Raw genomic sequence first — 20545 nt, 5'->3', positions numbered from 1 at the left:
ATGGTAGTTTTAAACATAATCAGAAACAAAATCGTATCAAGGGTATTTGCAACAATTAACAGAGGAACGCCTTATGTGGAAATGAATAAATTTTTAGCTTAAAAATTTGGATTTGATCTTGGAATGCCGCTTTGCGAAGGCGGGGATTTTCAGCACTAAACTTCATTAGATGCACAAAGCTTGAATTTAGCACAAATGCCCCACTTTTGCAAAACCCCTGTTAGTGGCAGTTTTTTATTCATAGTGAAAAGATACAGGTTCATTATGTTCTTCTTTTAATAATTTATTGTCAACCAAGAATTGCATCCAATAGTTTGCTCTGTCTTGTGAGTCGCATCCATAAATACCATTTGAATTGCATATTTTTTTTGGATAGCCTAAAGTTGTTTTGTTTGTCAATTCTAATAATTTGATAATTGAATAGACTTCATTGTCTTGTTTTCCACCTCCACCTCCAACAAACGCAACAACTACATTGTATTTTAATGCTTCATAAATTTTGTCATAGTTTAAAGTTTTATCAATATTGAAATAATTCAAACCTGATTTTGATAACATATTTTTGTACAAATCGAACTCTGAATACTTTTTATAATCTCTTAGAAATTCTATCCTTGTCGTTACAGTGTCAAAGTTATCATAAGTAAAAAAACCAAAATCTCGTTCAAGAAATGAATATTTTTTCCAATTAGATTCTTTAAACTCGATATGCTCAATTCCTTTTATGGCTTCCTCAATTTGATAATAAGAAATTTTAGAAAGAAATTCAGTTAACGAATCTTCCATTTTTTCTTGGTCTTGAATTTTGCTTATATTCAAAATACTTTGTCTGATATTATCAACTTTAAAATCATCGTTTGCGTCATTTATTTTTTTTGTGTCATTTGGGGCTTTTAAAGAAATATTACAAATGTTCTTTGCCTTTTCAATTTGTAATTTCACATCATTGTCTGAAGTTTCTATTGAGTTTAATTTACTTATACCTGCATCTTTCAAGTTTGTAAATTTTACTAAATAGTTATTGCAAATTCCTATAATGCCAAGTTCGTCAAACAACGAGGATTTTTTAAGGTATAATTCAAGTTGAACAGGCTTGTTTAAAATTTCATCAAAATGATTTGAGTAAAAAATATCTAAAATTCTGCCCGCTGAATAGGTTAAATCCCAAAAATTTTCATTGATTAAGGCCCAATATTCAAATGAGGAAATATCATTTAGCGAAAGATTATTAATTATTTCATCTTCTAATTTTCTTCTGTCTTTAAACAACATATCTGCTTTTAAATTATTTATGTACTGTTTTACTTTTGAATTAGAATTATAGTTTATTTCGTTTACTTTATAAACTGATACCAATTGAACTAATTGTTTTAAGAATCTATAAGGAAAAGTTCCTACAGCATAATTGTGTTCAATTCTTGCTCCGTTATATTCATTTGCCAATTTAATTACTTGCTCTGGGTTGCAATTCGTTAATTCAGTAAAGGCGTTTAAAGCAATTGTGTCGTTTTCATTATTTAATTGTTGAAATAATTCTGTTTCTTTATCTGGTTTTGTAATTTGAATTTTAGAATTTACAAACTTACCTTTTTGCTCGTCCCAAACAAAATCTTTATAGTTTGCTGATAAATAAATAAGTAAGTTTAATGAGGATTCGGGATAGAAATCTTTGTCAATATGCCAACTTATTTCTTTCTTCTCATTTTCTACACCAAATTCAAGGTTTGTCAATAAAGATAACAAGTCGATATATTCATTTTCATTAAAATGGTGTACATTAAATCGATAACGAATTTTGAAAAGTTCTGAAGAAATAATTAGCAAACATTTAGGGTCTTTCTTTTGAATTAGATTTTCAATGTTGGCATTCTTTACCCATTCTTTATTTAGAATTTCAATTTTTGCTTTTTGTAAGTCTTTTAATTTGTTTTCAGTCGCAGCTCTAAATTCAATATTTACAGGTCTCTTTTCAAGAGGCGTAATTAAAAACGCATCTGCTAACTTTGAAAATGTTATTTCGTTTAGCTTTCTGTTTAGGAAATTTATAAAATCTGATTTTGAAGTTTTATTGTCAATGGAAATTTCAGTTGCTGTAAACAAACAATTCTCTTCGACAATTCTTTTTGCAACTTGGTTTTCATTGGTTTCAATTATATGATATCCTAAGTACTCTATTAGCTCTTTTTCGCTGTCAAAATATTGTGCAATTTCTATTAAAGCATTTTTGTCGCCCTGCATTATTTTTTTCTCAATATCATAAATAGGGTGTCGCTGACTAAAAAGATTATTACTTATTAATCCGAATATCAAGAAGAATATTATGTGTTTGTAGAGTCTCATAAAATTGCCACTAATTTGGCGCTTGGCGAAGAAGCGGATTTCGTAGCACTAAACTGTCTGCCAGCACTAAACTTGATACGAAGCACAAAGCTTCATTTAAGTACTGAACCGCCAATTTCTTGTAGGTGCTGTTATATGCCGTTTTTCTTGTCATTCCTCGTCACGTATTTGATTTCTTGCTTCGTTAATAATGTCTTGGTAATTGGGTCTAAAAGGTTCTACTAATTGCTTTTCCAATTGTCCTTCTAGAATCCAAAGTGTCTTTTGCTCTGCTTGGTCTTCAAATATTTCTGGATGTTCTGCTTGATTGAACCTTGCTAAAAATTCAAAAAGAACCAAGGCTTCGTCCTTTGTGACTGTCAAGTTTAAGTTTGTGTCTTTGTATATTTTTAGCTCTATTTGTTCGCAATGAATTCTTATCCTTTGTCCATTTTCAAACATATAAATAATGTCGTCACCGTCATTTGGTTTTGATTGTGACACAATGCTGTCATTTTTTTCTCTTTCTGTCGAAGGAAAAAAAGTAATTTCTCCTAAACAACTATCGTCTTCATTAATGCTTTTTTCGTCTTTTTCAATAACTCTCAAAAAGGTCACGCCTTTATGTGTCAAAACCAAACTTGAAAATTCGTTTTTGTCAATCCAATCACCGTTTGATTTTTTCCAATGTAATTTAATTTCTCTGTCAGCCAAATTGTAGTCAAAACCAACGAAGTCAAAATTATTATGTAGGTCAATATGTCGTCCTGCAATTTCTATAGCGTGATTGTCTTTTATGTCAAAGTTTACTTTCATTATCGTGTCGTCCTAAAGTGGCATATAACGTTCTGGTACTACAGCGGGTTTGGGTTCTAAATTAAGATTTATTTTTCGGTTATCACTAAACATCCCAATACAAAACCATTTTCCCATTAAGCCTCTTGCCCAAATCCGTTGTAGTAGCTGTTAGTGGCTGGCTTTAATCTACATTGTAACTTTTCCTCAAACTACTTTCGATTCTCTTTATTAAAGTTGGAAGAGTTTTTTCCAGTCTGATATTTCTTATATCATCTAATTTGTCCCAATCTGCTGGTGGACTTTTAGAATCTTTATATATATGCCATCTTTCAATGTCAATTCTAATTGTTTCACAAATTTTTGAAATTTCATCAATTGTTTTCATTTCGGATTTTTCAATAAAAAGTTTAACTGTCATACAGTTGAATTCAAAATCAATAAAACATTCTCTAATTTGTTCTCTAATTTTATTGAAAATTTCGTGTTTATGTTCACCAAATTCAGTTTGATTTATAAAATTCTTTAAGGATATTTCTAAAGCTTGGTAACTTTTATAAAATGATTTAATTTCTAATATTTTCGCTTCTTGAATTTTAGAAAAAGAAATTTCATTTTTTTTGAATTTCCAATCTGTCAATGTTTTAATGACATAACCAAAAACTCCTAAAAGTACAGTTATTTGCGACCAATTTTCTAAGATTATTTTCCACCAAGGGTTTGGTTGTTCTGCCATGTATTTTGTTGTTATAGATTTTAGAGTTGCGGTGAGCTTGCCACTAACTTGTATATAGGTCTGACAAAATCATACTTATCACCCCAAAATGGGTTGGATAGGTCTGACAAATGTCATCCTTTTATATATAGCTAAGATATAAAAAAATCTTACAAATCATCAAAAGGACTTTTAATTTATTGGTATTCAAATTGTCTTCTCTTTGTTATAGGAAAGCTTCTCTTTGCTTCCGGAAAGCTTCTCTTTGCTCTTTGAAGCCAACTCTTTGTTGGCGGAAAACATCTCTTGGGTTCCGGAAGGCTTCTCTTTGCTCTTTGAAGCCAACTCTTTGTTGGCGGAAAACATCTCTTGGGTTCCGGAAGGCTTCTCTTTGGTGTTTGAAGCCATCTCTTTGCTCTTTGAAGGCAACTCTTTGCTCTTTGAAGCGAAGTGTTTGGTCTTCAAAGCGAACGTTTTGGTCTTCGAAGGCATCATGACTTATCCTAAAATAGGTTTTAACAAAAGAAAAACTTATGAAATCAAAAACTAAAAAAACTAAAAGAACTAAAAAAATCAATTTGCACAATTCAAAACTTTGACCTACTTTTAGTAAGTGAACAAAACGCCATGACAGAACTTGAAATAGAACAGGAAAACAAAGCCATCGCTAAGGAATACAAAGAGTTACTCCGCATCAGCTACCAAACCCTAACCCCGGAAGACAAAAAAATCATCCGAAAGGCGTTTGACGTTGCCGTTGATGCCCATAAAGATCAACGACGCCGTTCCGGAGAAGCCTACATCTTCCACCCCATCGCCGTGGCTAAAATCGTTGCCGCCGAAATCGGACTTGGAGCCACAGCAATCGCCGCAGCACTTATGCACGACGTCGTTGAGGACTCCCCCATTACCGTTCACGAAATCGAAAAAATGTTCAACCCAAAAATTGCACAACTTGTTGACGGCCTCACCAAAATTGCCAAAGTAAAAACAGACCAAGAAATATCCATGCAAGCGGAAAACTTCCGCAAAATGCTCTTAACACTAAACGATGACGTACGTGTAATACTCATCAAACTCGCAGACCGCCTCCATAACATGCAAACCATGGAGTCAATGGTGGATTATAAACAAGCCAAAATCGCTTCGGAAACGTTATACATTTATGCACCCCTCGCCCACCGATTAGGGTTGTACAATATCAAATCGAAGCTCGAAGATTTAGGCCTCAAATACACCGAACCGGACGTATATGCCGACATCGTGAGCAAAATGAAAGAAAGCAAAGAAGAACAGGAAGCCTATATCACCTCCATCTCCGACGTGCTTAAAAAATCGTTAGACGATGAAGGCATAGAATACACCATCAAAGGCCGTCCAAAGTCAATCTACTCCATCCGTCGCAAAATGCTGGCACAAGGTGTCTCTTTCGACGAAGTATATGACAAATTTGCCCTTCGAATCGTTTATAAATCAAACCAACACGACGAAAAATTCGTCGCTTGGAAAATATATTCCATCGTCACCGACCATTATCGCCCCAGCCCCAGCCGATTACGCGACTGGATATCGTCTCCCAAATCAACCGGTTATGAAGCCCTTCACATCACCGTCATGGGACCCAAAGGCCGTTGGGTAGAAATACAAGTCCGATCAGAACGCATGGACGAAATTGCCGAAAAAGGTTACGCCGCACACTACAAATACAAACAAGGAATCTCTGAAGAGAACACCCTCGACACTTGGTTGAACTTACTTAAAGAAGCCCTCGAAAACTCAACCTCAAACGCCGTTGACTTTGTAGAAGACTTCAAGCTAAACCTCTATTCCAAAGAAATATACGTATTCACACCAAAAGGTGAAATTAAATCATTGCCTAAAGGAGCCACTTCGCTGGACTTCGCCTTCAGCATCCACTCTGAAATAGGCGTAAGAACCCGTGGCACCCGCGTAAACGGAAAGTTAGTACCCCTAAACCATGTGTTGAATAGCGGTGACCAAATAGAAATCATCACATCGCCCAATCAAAAACCAAATTCACACTGGTTAGATTACGTTACCACGTCAAGGGCAAAGAATAAAATCAAAAACGTCCTCAACGAAGACACTAAGAAAATCGCTGAAGACGGAAAAGAACTCCTTAACCGGAAACTACGCCACCTCAAAATCACGTTGAACGAAACAACAACAAATGAGTTGGTTAGTTATTTTAAACTCAAAACCAGTTTGGACCTCTTCTATCGAATCGGTCTGGGAACCATCGACAATCAACAATTAAAAGATTACGCCGCACAAAAAAGCAACTCGCTAATCAACTTCTTCAAGAAGATAAAACGATCCCCATCCGTCGCTCCGGAACAAATACAAAAGAATGAGCTAAGCAAAAACTTCGATATGTTAGTATTTGGAGTAGAACAAGACAAACTCGACTACAAACTCTCCAGTTGCTGCAACCCCATTCCCGGCGATGATGTTTTCGGTTTCCTCACCATCAATGACGGCATCAAGATTCACAAAAAAGATTGTCCCAATGCCATTAGTTTACAATCCAATTATGCCTATCGCATCATTCAAGCCCGTTGGATAGACTCCAGTCAAGAAGATTTCAAAGCCGTATTAAGAATCACCGGCATGGACAGCCTTGGTTTAACCAATGAGCTCACCAGGGTAATCTCAAACCAGATGAATGTGAACATTCAAAGTATTTCCCTTAGTGGCGACGCCGGAATATTCAATGGTCAGGTCACGGTTGTCGTGCAAAACAACACCATTTTGAAACGCCTGATTGAAAACATCAAAAAAATTGACGGAATCGACAAAGTAACAAGGGTAAACAATGCCAAATCCTAGTAATTATTCACAGCTATTTGTTAATAATCTCAAGCGAAACTTGATTGCCATAAACAGTCAAAATATAAAAATAGTGTATCTTTGTAGATATAAATAATAATGGAAACGATAAAAAACCAAGAAGTAGTAAAAAACGTTTTTACCAAGTATTTGGAACAAAAAGGGCATCGAAAAACCCCCGAACGTTATGCAATCCTTCAAGAAATATACAACAACAAAGAACATTTTGACATCGAATCGTTGTATATCAAAATGAAAAACAAAAACTACCGCGTTAGTCGTGCCACTTTATACAACACAATTGAATTGTTATTAGAATGTGGTCTGGTTCGCAGACATCAATTTGGTCAAAACCAAGCTCACTACGAAAAGTCATACTTTGATAAACAACACGATCACATCATCATGACCGACACCGGTGAAGTAATTGAATTTTGTGACCCAAGAATCCAACAAATCAAACAAACCATTGAAGACATCTTCGGAATTGAAATACACAATCATTCCCTTTATCTATACGGTAATAAAAAAGCAATTAAAGAATAAATAACTACAACCTAACTATAACAACTTACAAAAACAATGACTGTAGATTTACTACTCGGCCTGCAATGGGGAGATGAAGGAAAAGGAAAAATCGTTGACGTACTCACCTCTAAATACGACATTATTGCTCGTTTTCAAGGAGGTCCAAATGCCGGACACACACTTGAGTTTGATGGCATCAAACACGTGCTAAGAACCATCCCTTCCGGAATATTTCATAAAAATGCAATGAATATTATCGGCAACGGAGTCGTGATAGACCCAGTCGTATTTCAAAAAGAATTGGAAGGATTGGAAAAATTCAACATGGATATCAAATCTAAACTATTGATTTCCAGAAAAGCCCATTTAATTCTACCTACCCACCGTTTATTAGATGCAGCCTCTGAAGCCTCCAAAGGAAAAGCAAAAATCGGTTCAACCTTAAAAGGCATAGGCCCAACTTATATGGATAAAACCGGCCGTAACGGAATCCGTGTCGGCGATATCGAAATGGCTGATTTTAACGAACGATACAGAGCCTTAGCAGACAAGCATGAAGCTATGATTTCCTTTTATGATGTAAACCTACAATACAATCTACCCGAAATGGAAGAAGAGTTTTTCGCTTCCATCGAAGTGTTGAAATCATTACAATTCATTGATAGTGAAGAATATTTAAATCAGGCTTTAAAATCAGGCAAAACCATTCTTTGTGAAGGTGCTCAAGGATCGTTATTAGACGTAGATTTCGGAACATATCCTTTTGTCACCTCTTCAAACACCACAGCCGCAGGTGCTTGCACAGGATTAGGCATTGCTCCCAATAAAGTAAAGAATGTATTTGGCATATTCAAAGCCTATACCACTCGCGTAGGCAGCGGTCCGTTTCCAACAGAAGATTTTGAGGAAGCCGGTGATGTCATGGCAAAAGTAGGAAATGAGTTCGGCTCAGTAACAGGAAGAAAAAGACGTTGCGGATGGTTAGATTTAGTTGCCTTAAAATACGCAGTTCAAGTAAATGGAGTAACCGGTTTATACATGATGAAAGGTGATGTTCTTTCCGGATTTAAAACCTTGAAAGTATGTACGGCATATCAATACAAAGGTCAAAAAATCACACATTTCCCTTATAACATCGAACCGGAAAATGTTGAACCAGTTTACACCGAAATGAAAGGTTGGCAAGCAGACTTAACCGGGATGACCACTTATGATGAACTTCCGGCAGAGTTAAAAACATATATTGAATTCATTGAAAAAGAAATAGAAGTAGGTATTAAAGTTGTCTCCGTAGGACCTGACAGGACTCAAACCATTTTAAAATAACAAAAAATCCCATCCAAAAACGGATGGGATTTTTTTAACTAACCAGTTTTAATTATGAATTCAAATAATTTTTTAAAACAGCAATCGCTTCCGTTGCTTTTGAATTTTCCGCATGGTCAAGTGCTGTAAAACCTTTGTCATCTTTCACTTTTACATCAGCCCCTTTTTCCAGTAAAATTTTAATAATCTCCACCTGATTATATCGGGGGGCATACATCAACGGAGTTAACCCGTTTGTTTTCTCATTTACATTGGCACCATACACAATAAATTTTCTGACGACTTCCACTTCACCCTTACTGATGGCAACACATAAAGGAGTAGCATAATATTTGGCATAAATTCCAACTTCTTTTGTTGGCGTTTTTTCAGAACCATTGAAAGCATTTGCAAATGTTCCAAAACCTAAAAGAGCAATTCCTAAATAAATAACTGATTTTTTAATACTGTTCGTTTTTGATTGATTGATTGATATATATGAGTAGACGAAAACAAAATATAAATGTTACAAAATCAGGAATCTATAACATAATTTTAACAATAGTAAATAACTAAACCACGTAAAAACGTGGTTTAGTTATTGATAAATAAGTTTTTATTTGGCTAAATAGGCAAGAACATTTTTTTCAATACGTTCCTGAATGTTAGAAATATCTGCTTTCAGGAATTTTTCTCCTAAGATATTTTCATACAACTCTATATATCGCTCAGAAACCGTTTCGATATAAGCCTCAGACATATTCGGAATTTGTTGCCCTTCTTTTCCTTGAAATCCATTTTCAATTAACCAGCGACGTACAAACTCTTTGGATAATTGTTTTTGTTCTTCGTTGCTATTTTGTCTTTCCTGATAACCTTCTAAGTAAAAATATCGGGAAGAATCCGGTGTGTGAATTTCGTCAATCAGTACTATCTGTCCCTCTTTTGTTTTTCCAAATTCATATTTAGTATCTACTAAAATCAATCCTCTTGAAGCTGCTATTTCCGTTCCGCGTTGGTACAAAGCACGGGTATATTTTTCTAAAACCAAATAATCTTCTTCGCTTACAATTCCTTGTTCTAAAATAGCTTCCCGAGAAATATCTTCATCGTGCGAACCATTTGCTGCTTTAGTTGTTGGTGTTATAATTGGTCCCGTAGTTTCGGGAGGAAATTGATCATTTTCCTTTAAACCATCCGGCATTTGAACTCCACATAGAATTCTTTTACCCAAGGCATACTCGCGGGCTGCATGTCCGGAAAGATAACCACGAATCACCATTTCTACTTTGAAAGGTTCACATAAATGTCCCACTGCCACATTTGGATCAGGGGTTGCAATTAACCAATTGGGAACAATATCAGCGGTTAGTTGCATGAATTTTGTTGCAATTTGATTTAAAATTTGACCTTTATACGGAATTCCTTTTGGCATAACCACGTCAAATGCTGAAAGACGGTCAGTTGCTATCATGACTAAAATCTCGTCGTTGATATTATACACTTCACGTACTTTACCGTGATAAACTGATTTTTGATTGGGAAACTGAAAATTAGTAGTTGTAATTGTATTCATTAGGTAGTGTTGTTGTGTGGTGCAAAAGTAAAAATTATAACTAACTTTTTATTTATTATTTAATTTAAAAATCAAGTTTATTATTTTAATTACAATGAAAATTAGTAATCCTAAAAATCCAATAAAAGCAATTGAAATCAAAGCTAAAATCCATCTTGGATAAATAGTTATATGCCATCCCAGAATTATTGAGGTAGTAAAATCAATAGAATAAAACAAGATAATTACTAAAAGAAAACAAACTAGAATTGAATAAATAAAATATTTTTTCTTCATAAAATAAAAAAATAAACCTCATACAAATAAAACACCTATGAGGCTTAATTAATAAAATCTTATAAGCAAATTAACCTATTTCTAGTTTCTTAAGATTAATCCAAATTTTCAATACTTTTATAGGCATCAATCACTTTTTTGACTAATCGATGACGAACGATATCTTTATCATCTAAGTATAAAATACCAATACCATCCACATCTTTTAAAATCAATATGGCTTCTTTTAAACCTGATATTGTTCTTCGTGGTAAATCTACCTGACCGGGATCACCGGTAATAATAAATTTTGCATTCTTACCCATCCTAGTTAAAAACATTTTCATTTGAGAATGAGTCGTATTTTGAGCTTCATCTAAAATGACAAACGCATTGTCTAATGTTCTTCCACGCATAAAAGCTAAAGGCGCAATTTGAATAATTCCTTTTAAAATATAATCTTCCAATGTTTGTGGCGGCAACATATCACGCAATGCATCGTATAACGGTTGCATATACGGATCAAGTTTTTCTTTCATATCCCCGGGCAAAAAACCTAAATTTTCACCTGCCTCTACGGCGGGACGGGTTAAAATAATTCGCTTAACTTGTTTTTCTTTCAAGGCTTTTACAGCTAATGCTACGCCGGTATATGTTTTACCCGTTCCGGCAGGACCAACAGCAAAAACCATGTCATTTTTATAAATCAAATCAACCATTAACTGTTGGTTTGGCGTCATGGCTTTGATTAATTTTCCTCCAATACCATGTACTAAAATTTTGTCATGGTCATGCATTTTGTGCTCTTCAGCCGAATTACTTTGTATCACACGATCAATCACATTGGTATCAATGTTATTGTAACGTGTAAAATGGAGCATCAGGCGATTAAAACGATTTTCAAACTCATCTAATACTTCCTTCTCGCCATAAGCCTTCAAGGTGGTTCCTCGGGCTACAATTTTTAGCTTCGGATAGTACTTTTTGATTGTTTCAAGATGAGAATCTTGAGCTCCCCAAAACTCTTTTGGGGCAATGTCGTGTAATTCGATGATTCTTTCGTTCAAAAGCAGTTGTTTTAAAATTAAAAAATAGTTTTTAATTACTAGATTTGCATCACTCAAATTTAAACAAAAAAGTTCGTAGGTTTTACGAATAGTTATAAACAAAAAGATGTCAATAATTACTTTAACGACGGATTACGGACTCAAAGACCATTTTGTTGGTGCTTTGAAAGGTAAAATCATCTCTGAATTTCCTGATGCTAAAATAATTGACATATCGCATGAAATAGACCCCTTTAATATTGCTGAAGCAAGTTATATTCTTCAGGCTTCCTTCGCAAATTTCCCCAAAGGAACTGTTCATTTAATAGGTGTTGATGCGGAACGAAACACAGAAAACGAACATCTTGCCATGCAATGGAATGACCAATTCTTTGTTTGTGCCGATAACGGTATTTTGAGTATGTTAACGCAACGAATCCTTCCACAAAAGATTGTAGCCATCAACATTCACGACCGATTACCGGAAAATGCAACTGATATGGATGTGTTTAAAACTGTTGCTTGTCATTTAGCAAAAGGCGGAACTTTGAACGTAATTGGAAAAGAAATTACCGAATTAAAATCAATTACTGATTTTCAACCGATAGTTTCTAAAGACGGAAATTCGATTAAAGGGAATGTGATTTACATTGATCATTTTGGAAATATAGTATTCAATATTTCTAAAAAACAATTCCTGGAATTGAGTAAAGGCCGAACGTATGAAATTGTAATGAAACCAAAATCGATAAAAACCATTTTGCCCAATTATTCTTCTGTAGCCATTTCAGATAAATTTCCAATTAAATATTATGAAGGAGAAAAATTAGCTATTTTCAATGAAGCCGGCTTCTTAGAAATTGCTATTTTTAGAAGTAATCCTAAAACAGTGGGTAGTGCCTCTAGTTTGTTAGGCTTTAGCTATCGAGATACTATTACTATTAATTTTAAATAAGTTACCATGTTTGTGCGAATCGTAAAAATGAGTTTTCATTCCGAACATATTCCAAAGTTTTTGGAAAATTTTGAATTGATGAAAGAAAAAATACGAAATGTACCCGGAAATCGTTTGTTAGAATTGTATCAAGATAAAAATAATCCGGAATTGTTTTTTACTTACAGTTATTGGGAAACCGAAATTGATTTAGAAAATTACAGAAATTCGGAATTATTTTATGATGTATGGCAGTTTACCAAGCAACTTTTTAATGCTAAACCGGAAGCTTGGAGTGCCAATAAATTAGTTTCTTTAGTTTAATAGTAGCTTAAAACACTCAAACTTTTAAACCCATAAACTATAAACTTTTAAACAAAAAAATAAAGTAAATGAAAGCAATACTTTTCAGAGAAATAAAAACCTTTTTCGGCTCACCAATTGGCTATTTAGTAATTGCCATTTTCTTATTGCTCAATGGTCTTTTCCTTTGGGTTTTTGAGGGTGATTTTAATATAGCAAACAGTGGATTTGCCGATTTGAATCCGTTTTTTACTTTGGCTCCTTGGATTTTAATTTTTCTGATTCCGGCAGTAACCATGAGGAGTTTTTCAGATGAAAAAAAACAAGGAACCATTGAATTATTATTAACCAAACCTTTAACGAGCTGGCAAATTGTAAACGGTAAATTTTTAGGTGCTTTTCTATTAATTATTTTTGCTTTAGTTCCCACACTGGTTTATGTTTTTGTTGTTTCAAAATACGGCTTACCAGAAGGCAATTTAGACCTTGGCACAACGATTGGCTCTTATTTAGGCTTATTGTTTTTGGTAGCATCTTATACCGCTATAGGGATATTTACTTCTACATTATCTGAAAATCAAATTGTTGCCTTTATTCTTTCGGTATTTTTATGTTTCTTTTTTTATTTTGGTTTTGAAGGAATAGCCGCTTTTACTGCTTCTTTTGCAGATGTGGTTTCAGCAATTGGAATGGATTATCATTATAAAAGTATCAGTCGCGGTGTGATTGACACTCGAGATGTTTTATATTTCAGTAGTGTGACCGTACTATTTTTGGCAGGAACAGTTTATCAACTTAAATCCTTGAAAAACTAATGAAAACTCAAACTAAGAAAAACCTGCAACAGTTATTTTTGCTTTTCATGTTAGTGATTGTACTCAACATCATTGGAAATTTTTATTTCAAACGATTTGATTTAACACACGACAAACGATATACTCTTTCAGAAACTACCATTCAATTAATAAAAGAAATCAAAGAACCCATTTTTATTGATGTTTTTTTAGACGGTCAATTTCCACCGGAGTTTAAACGTCTTCAAAATGAGACTAAACAAATCTTAGAAGAGTTCCGCAGTTATAATTCCAACTTGATTTTTCAATTTAATAACCCCATAGAAGACGAAAGCAAAGCAGAACAATATGTTCAAGAATTGGTTAGTTTAGGTTTTACACCAACCAACATCAACAGTAACAAAAACGGTAAAAAAGAACTGATACAAATTTTCCCTTGGGCAATTGCCAATCAAGGTCAAAAGTCCGTTCGTGTTCCTTTATTAGTCAATAATTTTGGTAATTCACCCTCAGAAAACATAACTAAATCAGTTCAATTATTAGAATTTGCTTTTGCTGATGCCATTACAAAAATAACCTCAGGAAAACAGAAAAAAATTGCTGTTTTAAAAGGAAATGGAGAAATAGGCGATAAATACCAAGCCGATTTTTTGTTAAACTTAAAAGAGTATTATCAATTAGGCGAATTTAACCTCGACTCACTTCAGGAAAATCCGCAAAAGATTTTAGAAAATTTAAATCGATTTGATGCCACTATTATAACCAAACCAACGGAAGCTTTTTCAGACAAAGAAAAATATATCTTAGACCAATATGTGATGAATGGCGGAAAAAGCATGTGGTTGATAGACAAGGTTGTGATGGATATTGATTCACTTAAAACAGAGAACAATTCAGCTTTGGCCTATCCAAGAGAGTTGAATTTAGATGATTTGTTTTTTAAATACGGCATCCGTATCAATTACCAATTGGTTCAGGATTTGCTTTCTACCCCTATAACAGCTCAATCCGCACAAGGTGATGTCCCGATTGATTGGTTGTATTCTCCCATTATTAAATCGGAAGACAATCATTCCATTACTAAAAACATCAATTTAGTGAAGTTGGAATTTGCAAACACAATTGACACCCTTAAAAATGGTATTAAAAAAACTGTTTTGCTGAAAAGTTCTGCTCAATCAAAAGCTGTTGGAGCTCCCTTAGAAGTTAATCTGTATCAATTTATGGATAACTTGAATGAGGAAGACTTTTCAAAAGGAAATCAAACTATTGGGGTTTTGTTAGAAGGTAAATTCAATTCCGCTTTTAAAAATCGTGTTAAACCATTCACTCTAACAAAAGAGTTAGATTCAGGAATTGAAAATAAAATGATTGTTATAGCCGACGGAGATATTGTTAATTACAATTATGTCAATAAAAAACCACTATTGAATGGCATTGACCAATGGACCCAACAAGTTTATGGCAACAAAGAATTTCTGCTCAATGCCATGAATTATTTACTAGACGATACCGGACTTATTAACATTAGAAACAAAGAGATTACATTGGCTTTCCTGGACAAAGATAAAGTCAGTAAAAATTATTCCCAAATTCAGGTTATAACTGTTGGATTACCACTGATTGTACTCCTCTTATTTGGCGTATTGTTCTTTTTTTTCAGAAAGAAAAAATACGCAAAGTAGATGTTAATAAAATACATTTTTTTGTTTGAATAGTTACCTTTATATTTGTGGGATATAAAAATAAAAACCGAAATGAAGTTTATAGTATCGAGTTCATATTTATTAAAACAATTACAAGTTTTAGGTAGTGTAATTAATAGCAGCAATACCTTACCTATTTTAGATAATTTCCTTTTTGAATTAGACAATAATCGTTTGATTGTTTCTGCTTCTGATTTAGAAACTACTATGTCTGCTACTTTAGAAATTGACAGCACCAGTCAGGGAAGCGTTGCTGTACCGGCAAAATTATTGTTAGAAATATTAAAAACGTTTCCTGAACAACCTTTAACTTTTACTGTTGAGGAAAACAGCACAATTGAGATTAGTTCTAATTCCGGTAAATATGCCTTGGCTTATTCTCCTGGAGATGAATTTCCAAAATCAGTAATTTTAGACGATCCATCTTCAACTGTTGTTCCTGCTGAAGTTTTAGCAACAGCAATCAGCAAAACTATTTTTGCAGCCGGAAATGACGATTTACGTCCGGTAATGTCTGGTGTGTTTTTCCAATTTTCACCGGAAGGTTTGATTTTTGTAGCCACAGATGCTCATAAATTGGTAAAATATTCAAGAACAGATGTAAAAGCTTCAGAAGTAGCTGATTTTATAATGCCCAAAAAACCTTTGAATATATTAAAAGGGATTTTAGGCGTTTCAGACAGCGAAGTAAAAATTGAATACAATGATAGTAATGCCGTTTTTTCGTTTGATAGCTATATGTTAGTTTGTCGTTTGATTGATGGAAAATATCCAAACTATGAAGCGGTTATTCCAAAAGAAAACCCAAATTTATTACACATTGACAGAACACAATTTTTAAATTCTGTGCGTCGTGTTGCTATTTTCTCGAATAAAACAACACACCAAATTCGTTTAAAAATTGCCGGAACAGAATTAAATATATCCGCAGAAGACATTGATTATTCTAACAAAGCGGAAGAACGATTGACTTGTGATTACCAAGGTGATGATTTACAAATTGGTTTTAACTCGCGTTTTCTAACTGAAATGCTAAACAATCTTCATTCTGATGAAATTCAATTAGAAATGTCATTGCCAAATCGTGCGGGAATATTAACTCCCGTTGATGGTTTAGACGAAGGAGAAGTTATTACTATGCTGGTTATGCCGGTTATGTTGAATAATTAAACCATTTCAAATAAAAATTATAAAGCACCTCAATCAAATTATAATGAGGTGCTTTTTTTTGATTAATTAATTATCAAATTGTATTTTCGTGTAAAGCTAAAATAGGCACATTCACATGATAGGAAAGTTTTTGAGTCAAACTTTGTTTGAATAATTCTTCAAAGAAACCTCTTTTATAATTAAGCATCGTTAACATATCAATATTATAAGAATCAATGAAATTCAAAATAGAAGATTTAACATCTTCACTTTCATAAATATGGAAGACTACATTTTCTCCTTTCAATAAAAACTTCCAATCTTCAATCACCACTTGTTTTACATCCGATTTTTTAGTTTTGATATACAAACAATGAATTTTAGCCTCAAATAATTTGGCCAATTCTATAATTTTTTTCAATGCTTTTAAATCTTTCTCACGGAATCTTGTTGTAAAAACTATATTATTGATTCCGGTAAAATCAGAATCTTCTGGCACACCAATTACGATAGATTCTACTTCAGTAATAACACTTCCGGTATTAGATCCTAAAAACGTTTCTTTCAAACCGCTTGCCCCTTTAGTTCCCATTACAACATAATCAATGTGCTCCTCTTGCACAACCTTTTTAATAGCCCAAACTAAATCACCGTGTTTTAGTATATTACTTATTTTTACATGACCCAAATGATATTTCTCTGCAACATCTCTCAAAACCGGAATTTGATCTTTGAAATTTTCAAAATTTTCTAGTTCAATACTGTCATAAACCTCTTTCAATGTACTTGGCAGTCCCCCTATATGTAATTGAGGTAACTCATAAGCGTGAAGTGTAATTACTTCCGCCTTAATTGCATCTGCTAATTTTAAAGCATAAATGAACGCATTATTAGATGCTTCTGAAAAATCGGTTGGAAAAAGAATACGTTTCATTAGTTCTGTTATTTAAATTATATGAAATTCACTTGCGTAAATTTAGCGAAATTTTCATGGAGATTGTATGATAAATGTCATTAATAACAACTATTTAACACAGTCCAAAAGTCTTATATTTCCATCGTGTTTCATTAATTATTGCTAATTTTACAACAAAATCCGATTGCTATGATTCCAAATGAAACGATTGTTGCTTTAGCTACACCCTCCGGTGCCGGAGCTATCGCTGTAATTAGAATTTCCGGTAAAAATTCAATACTAATTGCTTCCCTCGTTTTTCAATCCGTTTCAGGAAAAGACATCAATAAACAAAAAACACATACTCTTCATTTGGGATATGTTGCAGATGGTCCAAAAATATATGACCAAGTTTTGCTTTCAATTTTCAAAAACCCAAATTCTTATACCGGAGAAGATGTGGTAGAAATTTCGTGTCATGGTTCGATTTTTATACAACAACAAATTATTCAACTTTTACTTCGTAAAGGATGTAAAATGGCTCAGCCGGGTGAATTTACTTTACGGGCTTTTTTAAATGGTAAACTTGATTTATCACAGGCAGAAGCCGTTGCCGATTTAATTTCGTCTGATAATGAAGCCTCACACCAAATTGCCATGCAGCAAATGCGAGGTGGCTTTAGTAATGAAATTGCCAAATTAAGAGAAGAACTATTAAATTTTGCTTCACTGATTGAATTAGAATTAGATTTTGCTGAAGAAGACGTTGAATTTGCTGACAGAATACAATTTCATGATTTATTAAATAGAATTGAATTTGTTTTAAAACGATTAATCGATTCATTTTCTGTAGGAAATGTCATCAAAAATGGAATTCCAATTGCCATTGTGGGTGAACCCAATGTAGGTAAATCTACTTTGTTAAATGCCTTATTAAACGAAGAACGGGCCATCGTCTCAGAAATTGCAGGTACAACCCGAGATACCATTGAAGATGAATTAGTCATCGAAGGTATAGGATTCCGTTTTATTGATACTGCCGGAATAAGAGAAACCAATGATGTTGTGGAAAGTATTGGCATCAAAAAAACGTTTGAGAAAATTGAACAGGCTCAGGTCGTTGTTTTTTTAGTTGATAGTTCTCAGTTGTCCCTTTTCGGTTCTCAGTTGTCAGTTGACCAATTGAAAATGGAGATTGAACAAATAAGAAATAAATATCCCCATAAAACAATTTTAACGATTATCAATAAAAAAGACTTGATTTCATCTGAAATGCTCCATCTGTTAGAAACACAACTAACAACCGAAAACAAACAACAACAAACTCTTTTTATCTCTGCTAAAAACAAAGAAGGCATCGATGAACTCAAGCAAACCCTACTCTCTTTTGTCAACACCGGTGCTTTACGCAATAATGAAACCATCATTACCAATACACGCCATTATGATTCTCTTTTAAAAGCTTTAGAAGAAATTCAAAAAGTGAAATGGGGATTAGAAGCCAATCTTTCCTCTGACTTAATGGCAATAGACATTAGAGAAGCGTTATATCATTTTGGAGAAATTACCGGTGAAGTTACTAATGATGAATTGCTGGGGAATATTTTTGCTAATTTCTGTATTGGGAAGTAACCCAAAAAAAAGTTAATACATATCGCATAAATCCCTTTTTTTAAATACTTTTGCACTCAAAATAATTTAAACATAATCATGAAAAAAATAGTTGTATTACTTTTTGCTGCAGCTGCATTTATAAGTTGTAATAATTTAGGAGAAAACGAATTCGTAATCAAAGGAACGGTAGACGGAATTGAAAACGGAAAATTAGCCATTCTTGAAACACAAGATGAAACCGGAATGGGTTTAAAAGCTACTGATTCTGCCATAATTAAAGATGGAAAATTCGAATTCAAAGGTACAACGACCGAACCGGAATTGCGTTTTGTTCAAGTAGAAACCGTTCAAGGTAAGGCTGTTTTCATTTTAGAAAACGGTGAAATCAATATGAAAATTTACAAAGACAGTGTCAATAAAACAGAAATTGGTGGAACATTTAACAACGACCAATTTTCTAAATACAATAAAGAACAAGGAGCAATTCAAAAGAAAATTGCAGGGTATAGAAAAAATAATATGGATAAAATGCAAACGGCTATCCAAAGTAATGATACTGTTACCGTTAATGCGTTGAAAGATGGTTTCACAAAATTACAAGAAGAACTAAATGCCTATAATGTAAAATATTCTGAAGAAAATCCGAAAGCATTTATCAGTGTTTTGATGTTAGAAAACATGTTCTATCAACCAAATGCCGACATTGAAAAAATCAAAAGAATCTATACCAATCTAGATAAATCAGTTCAGGAAACTAAACCGGGTAAAAAAATTGGCGAAATGATTGCTAACCATAATGCTGCCGAAGTTGGAAAAGCAGCTCCTGAATTTTCTGCTCCAAATCCGGAAGGAAAAATGGTTTCATTAAAAGAATCGTTAGGAAAAGTGACTATTGTTGATTTTTGGGCATCATGGTGTGCACCATGTAGAAAAGAAAATCCTAATGTAGTTGCTCTATATGCTGAATTTCATGATAAAGGATTAAATATAATTGGCGTTTCCCTAGACAAAGAAGGAGATGCTCAAAAATGGAAAGAAGCCATTGCTGCCGATAAATTAACTTGGACACAAGTTTCTAACTTACAATATTGGAATGACCCAATTGCTAAAAAATATAATGTACAGTCTATTCCGGCAACCTATTTATTAGATGCTAACGGTAAAATTGTAGCAAAAGATTTAAGAGGTGAAGAATTAAAAGCGAAAGTTCAAGAATTATTAGGTTCTTAATTCATCTCTTTCCATAAAATTTAAAAATCCCCTACGCAGGGGATTTTTTTATTTTAATCATATCCAAACGCTTATAAATTAATCGAAATTAACCTTGAAAAAGGTTTGCACAATGTAAAAACAATTTTATATTTGCAATCGCGTAAGCAGCGGGGAGATACTCAAGCGGCCAACGAGGGCGGACTGTAAATCCGCTGATTACATCTTCGCAGGTTCGAATCCTGCTCTCCCCACAAAACAAAAACTCCCATTACGTCAAAAGCTCGCTTTTGTAAGTATTGGGAGTTTTTGTTTTGGGTAAGGTTTCCCCTTTCAGGCTCACCGAAGGTAATCCTGTTTAAACTTAACACTCTAGTCTTTTGAAAAAAAAGAAACCTTACCACAAATAAATAAATAGCATAAATTCGCTTTTGTAAGTATTGGGAGTTTTTGTTTTGGGTAAGGTTTCCCCTTTCAGGCTCACCGAAGGTAATCCTGTTTAAACTTAACACTCTAGTCTTTTGAAAAAAAAGAAACCTTACCACAAATAAA

At 33.7% G+C, this 20545-nt stretch carries 18 protein-coding genes and 1 tRNA gene; 12 read left to right on the top strand and 7 right to left on the bottom strand.

What is annotated here, in order from left to right; all coding sequences use genetic code 11:
* Positions 1 to 234: 234 nt before the first annotated feature.
* The 3 genes from ACIQ2Z_RS10145 to ACIQ2Z_RS10135 form a co-directional block, all read right to left on the bottom strand.
* Positions 235 to 2238 (bottom strand): hypothetical protein, encoded by a 2004-nt coding sequence (locus ACIQ2Z_RS10145; RefSeq protein ID WP_396184026.1) that lies wholly within the window; start codon positions 2236 to 2238, stop codon positions 235 to 237.
* 252 nt (positions 2239 to 2490) lie between these two features.
* On the bottom strand, positions 2491 to 3135 hold the full coding sequence (locus ACIQ2Z_RS10140) for a hypothetical protein (protein ID WP_396184025.1): 645 nt from the start codon (positions 3133 to 3135) through the stop codon (positions 2491 to 2493).
* A 163-nt stretch (positions 3136 to 3298) separates the two neighbouring features.
* Positions 3299 to 3850 carry a hypothetical protein gene (locus ACIQ2Z_RS10135; RefSeq protein ID WP_396184024.1) on the bottom strand — a complete coding sequence of 184 codons (552 nt, stop codon included), beginning with the start codon at positions 3848 to 3850 and terminating at the stop codon, positions 3299 to 3301.
* Positions 3851 to 4073: 223 nt separating this feature from the next.
* Here ACIQ2Z_RS10135 and ACIQ2Z_RS10130 point away from each other — a divergent pair, with 223 nt between their 5' ends.
* The 4 genes from ACIQ2Z_RS10130 (at position 4074) to ACIQ2Z_RS10115 (ending at position 8533) form a co-directional block, all read left to right on the top strand.
* A complete protein-coding gene (locus tag ACIQ2Z_RS10130) occupies positions 4074 to 4379 on the top strand; it encodes a hypothetical protein (RefSeq protein ID WP_396184023.1) in 306 nt (101 codons plus the stop codon).
* A gap of 77 nt (positions 4380 to 4456) precedes the next feature.
* Positions 4457 to 6679, top strand: a complete 2223-nt coding sequence (locus ACIQ2Z_RS10125) for a RelA/SpoT family protein (protein WP_396184022.1) — start codon at positions 4457 to 4459, stop codon at positions 6677 to 6679.
* 99 nt (positions 6680 to 6778) lie between these two features.
* The gene (locus tag ACIQ2Z_RS10120) at positions 6779 to 7225 is read left to right on the top strand and encodes a Fur family transcriptional regulator (protein ID WP_290861758.1); all 447 of its coding nucleotides are present in this window, start codon (positions 6779 to 6781) and stop codon (positions 7223 to 7225) included.
* A gap of 36 nt (positions 7226 to 7261) precedes the next feature.
* Positions 7262 to 8533, top strand: coding sequence for an adenylosuccinate synthase (locus ACIQ2Z_RS10115; protein WP_396184021.1), 1272 nt, complete (start codon positions 7262 to 7264; stop codon positions 8531 to 8533).
* A 52-nt stretch (positions 8534 to 8585) separates the two neighbouring features.
* Here ACIQ2Z_RS10115 and ACIQ2Z_RS10110 read toward each other — a convergent pair whose 3' ends face one another.
* The 3 genes from ACIQ2Z_RS10110 to ACIQ2Z_RS10100 all read right to left on the bottom strand — a co-directional run bounded on the left by ACIQ2Z_RS10110 (position 8586) and on the right by ACIQ2Z_RS10100 (position 11410).
* Entirely contained in the window at positions 8586 to 8876 is a 291-nt protein-coding gene (locus tag ACIQ2Z_RS10110; RefSeq protein WP_396184027.1) for an ankyrin repeat domain-containing protein, read from the bottom strand.
* Between the two features lie 252 nt (positions 8877 to 9128).
* Positions 9129 to 10088: a phosphoribosylaminoimidazolesuccinocarboxamide synthase gene (locus ACIQ2Z_RS10105; protein ID WP_396184020.1), complete on the bottom strand. Its 960-nt coding sequence runs from the start codon at positions 10086 to 10088 to the stop codon at positions 9129 to 9131.
* A gap of 371 nt (positions 10089 to 10459) precedes the next feature.
* Entirely contained in the window at positions 10460 to 11410 is a 951-nt protein-coding gene (locus ACIQ2Z_RS10100; protein ID WP_396184019.1) for a PhoH family protein, read from the bottom strand.
* Between the two features lie 106 nt (positions 11411 to 11516).
* Here ACIQ2Z_RS10100 and ACIQ2Z_RS10095 point away from each other — a divergent pair, with 106 nt between their 5' ends.
* The 5 genes from ACIQ2Z_RS10095 (at position 11517) to dnaN (ending at position 16296) form a co-directional block, all read left to right on the top strand.
* Positions 11517 to 12344: an S-adenosyl-l-methionine hydroxide adenosyltransferase family protein gene (locus tag ACIQ2Z_RS10095; protein WP_396184018.1), complete on the top strand. Its 828-nt coding sequence runs from the start codon at positions 11517 to 11519 to the stop codon at positions 12342 to 12344.
* A gap of 6 nt (positions 12345 to 12350) precedes the next feature.
* Positions 12351 to 12647: a putative quinol monooxygenase gene (locus ACIQ2Z_RS10090; protein WP_396184017.1), complete on the top strand. Its 297-nt coding sequence runs from the start codon at positions 12351 to 12353 to the stop codon at positions 12645 to 12647.
* Between the two features lie 68 nt (positions 12648 to 12715).
* Positions 12716 to 13441 carry a gliding motility-associated ABC transporter permease subunit GldF gene (gldF, locus tag ACIQ2Z_RS10085; protein ID WP_396184016.1) on the top strand — a complete coding sequence of 242 codons (726 nt, stop codon included), beginning with the start codon at positions 12716 to 12718 and terminating at the stop codon, positions 13439 to 13441.
* A complete protein-coding gene (gene gldG / locus ACIQ2Z_RS10080; RefSeq protein WP_396184015.1) occupies positions 13441 to 15105 on the top strand; it encodes a gliding motility-associated ABC transporter substrate-binding protein GldG in 1665 nt (554 codons plus the stop codon). Before gldF ends, gldG begins: the two co-directional genes overlap by 1 nt.
* 72 nt (positions 15106 to 15177) lie before the next feature.
* A complete protein-coding gene (dnaN, locus tag ACIQ2Z_RS10075; protein ID WP_396184014.1) occupies positions 15178 to 16296 on the top strand; it encodes a DNA polymerase III subunit beta in 1119 nt (372 codons plus the stop codon).
* A gap of 73 nt (positions 16297 to 16369) precedes the next feature.
* Here dnaN and ACIQ2Z_RS10070 read toward each other — a convergent pair whose 3' ends face one another.
* Entirely contained in the window at positions 16370 to 17209 is an 840-nt protein-coding gene (locus tag ACIQ2Z_RS10070) for a universal stress protein (RefSeq protein ID WP_396184013.1), read from the bottom strand.
* A gap of 171 nt (positions 17210 to 17380) precedes the next feature.
* Between ACIQ2Z_RS10070 and mnmE the strand changes: the two genes are divergently transcribed.
* From mnmE to ACIQ2Z_RS10055, 3 genes are all read left to right on the top strand, one after another.
* Positions 17381 to 18802 carry a tRNA uridine-5-carboxymethylaminomethyl(34) synthesis GTPase MnmE gene (gene mnmE, locus ACIQ2Z_RS10065; RefSeq protein ID WP_396184012.1) on the top strand — a complete coding sequence of 474 codons (1422 nt, stop codon included), beginning with the start codon at positions 17381 to 17383 and terminating at the stop codon, positions 18800 to 18802.
* Between the two features lie 78 nt (positions 18803 to 18880).
* On the top strand, positions 18881 to 20014 hold the full coding sequence (locus ACIQ2Z_RS10060) for a redoxin domain-containing protein (RefSeq protein ID WP_396184011.1): 1134 nt from the start codon (positions 18881 to 18883) through the stop codon (positions 20012 to 20014).
* A gap of 151 nt (positions 20015 to 20165) precedes the next feature.
* Positions 20166 to 20247, top strand: a tRNA-Tyr gene (locus ACIQ2Z_RS10055).
* Positions 20248 to 20545: the final 298 nt, after the last annotated feature.

Origin of the sequence: Flavobacterium sp., from assembly GCF_044361015.1 — a bacterium.
Classification (GTDB): Bacteria; Bacteroidota; Bacteroidia; order Flavobacteriales; family Flavobacteriaceae; genus Flavobacterium.
This window is presented reverse-complemented; position numbering and strand designations above follow the sequence as displayed.

Bases quoted from the DNA above. Each gene is read 5' to 3' on its own strand.
- ACIQ2Z_RS10105 (WP_396184020.1), bottom strand. From the start codon at position 10,088: ATGAATACAATTACAACTACTAATTTTCAGTTTCCCAATCAAAAATCA.
- ACIQ2Z_RS10145 (WP_396184026.1), bottom strand. From the start codon at position 2,238: ATGCAGGGCGACAAAAATGCTTTAATAGAAATTGCACAATATTTTGAC.
- ACIQ2Z_RS10115 (WP_396184021.1), top strand. From the start codon at position 7,262: ATGACTGTAGATTTACTACTCGGCCTGCAATGGGGAGATGAAGGAAAA.
- ACIQ2Z_RS10090 (WP_396184017.1), top strand. From the start codon at position 12,351: ATGTTTGTGCGAATCGTAAAAATGAGTTTTCATTCCGAACATATTCCA.
- gldF (WP_396184016.1), top strand. From the start codon at position 12,716: ATGAAAGCAATACTTTTCAGAGAAATAAAAACCTTTTTCGGCTCACCA.
- ACIQ2Z_RS10135 (WP_396184024.1), bottom strand. From the start codon at position 3,850: ATGGCAGAACAACCAAACCCTTGGTGGAAAATAATCTTAGAAAATTGG.
- ACIQ2Z_RS10120 (WP_290861758.1), top strand. From the start codon at position 6,779: ATGGAAACGATAAAAAACCAAGAAGTAGTAAAAAACGTTTTTACCAAG.
- ACIQ2Z_RS10070 (WP_396184013.1), bottom strand. From the start codon at position 17,209: ATGAAACGTATTCTTTTTCCAACCGATTTTTCAGAAGCATCTAATAAT.
- ACIQ2Z_RS10060 (WP_396184011.1), top strand. From the start codon at position 18,881: ATGAAAAAAATAGTTGTATTACTTTTTGCTGCAGCTGCATTTATAAGT.
- ACIQ2Z_RS10095 (WP_396184018.1), top strand. From the start codon at position 11,517: ATGTCAATAATTACTTTAACGACGGATTACGGACTCAAAGACCATTTT.
- ACIQ2Z_RS10140 (WP_396184025.1), bottom strand. From the start codon at position 3,135: ATGAAAGTAAACTTTGACATAAAAGACAATCACGCTATAGAAATTGCA.
- mnmE (WP_396184012.1), top strand. From the start codon at position 17,381: ATGATTCCAAATGAAACGATTGTTGCTTTAGCTACACCCTCCGGTGCC.
- gldG (WP_396184015.1), top strand. From the start codon at position 13,441: ATGAAAACTCAAACTAAGAAAAACCTGCAACAGTTATTTTTGCTTTTC.
- dnaN (WP_396184014.1), top strand. From the start codon at position 15,178: ATGAAGTTTATAGTATCGAGTTCATATTTATTAAAACAATTACAAGTT.
- ACIQ2Z_RS10125 (WP_396184022.1), top strand. From the start codon at position 4,457: ATGACAGAACTTGAAATAGAACAGGAAAACAAAGCCATCGCTAAGGAA.